Raw genomic sequence first — 1,195 nt, forward strand, 5'->3', positions numbered from 1 at the left:
GTACGACAACAGGTCAACTGAGCGAAATCGGCGCCTGAGAGACTGCTGTCCTGCTTTGGAATTGTGCAACAAGGCCGCCATGATCAGCTATGAACTGTATTCCAACGCTATCAGCCGACTCAACAAAGGCCGCTTGCCGCTACTGACTCGATTCGTTGGGTTACTGGGTTTTATCACCGATCCTTGCCTGCATCGGTTTGTCTCCTACTGGTCGACACACCCCGAGCAATTTAACGCCTTCATTACCATGCCGGCCAGTTACCAGGATCATCATGCCTTCCCTCACGGTCTGTTGGTCCACAGTCTCGAGGTGGCTGAATTGGCATATAGCAATGCATTGCGCTTGCATCATCCGACCAAGGAGTGTCAGCTGGCACTTGTTGCTGGCTTGTTCCATGACCTGGGCAAGATCTATAGCCAAACAGAAGCTGGGATCCATAGCTACCAAACAGGTGCACACGAATGCTTGAATTTTGCGTTGCTTGCCGCCCCCATGGAGGAATTAGCGCGTGAGGATTGGGATTGTCACCGTATGCTATCAAGCATGTTGGCTCCATATTCCAAGCATCGGAGCGAACAATATGCCATTGAGGGCATATTGAGGAATGCTGACCACAACTCATGCCAATCGGCCCGTTCGCACATGCTGTTTGAGGATAAACCGGCACATTTTCGTTTCATCAAGCATGGGAACCGCATGCTCAGGAGACTCCCGACATGATCCGCCAGCTCCCCGGGGCAGTACTGATTCTTGCAGGCCAGTGATTACAGAGGCTTCAAGGTTGCAGACAGAATGAGCATGAGCTGCATCATCGACAAAAATGCCCGTTGTCTGCGTCCCCGCCCCCCCAGCTTACTATTGAGCAGACGCACTTCCATGACCCCTAAACCATCATGCTTGGGCAAATATGGCCAGTCTTGCTGCTTTCCCTCCTCTATCGGCACACCAGCAAGACCAGCGCATTGTAGCAAGCCATTCCATTGCCCCAAGATATGCGTTTTTTGCATGACATCTGCACCGGGTAACTGCAGCGTCAACTGAATATGACGCGCCTTAAAACCCAGAGCTCCACATAGGGTCAAAAACTGTATGACACGCCTACTACTTGGACTACGGATCAAACCGTCATTCCGCACCTGATTTTGCTATTTTCAGTGCTTGACGGCGATCGGCCGTTCTGATCTATTACTCTCT

Annotated in this window: 2 protein-coding genes; one reads left to right on the plus strand and one right to left on the minus strand. The window is 51.5% G+C overall.

Annotated features, from left to right (window positions below):
* Positions 1-721, plus strand: a 721-nt coding sequence (locus OKC30_RS20930; RefSeq protein ID WP_270666869.1) for an HDIG domain-containing metalloprotein, incomplete at its 5' end; no start/stop codon positions are given.
* 44 nt (positions 722-765) lie between these two features.
* On the opposite strand, the gene OKC30_RS20935 is transcribed toward OKC30_RS20930, so the two are convergent.
* Positions 766-1,038, minus strand: coding sequence for a hypothetical protein (locus tag OKC30_RS20935; protein WP_270666868.1), 273 nt, complete (start codon positions 1,036-1,038; stop codon positions 766-768).
* Between the last annotated feature and the right edge of the window lie 157 nt (positions 1,039-1,195).

It is taken from the genome of Aeromonas sp. QDB18, from assembly GCF_027705325.1.
GTDB lineage: Bacteria > Pseudomonadota > Gammaproteobacteria > Enterobacterales > Aeromonadaceae > Aeromonas > Aeromonas caviae.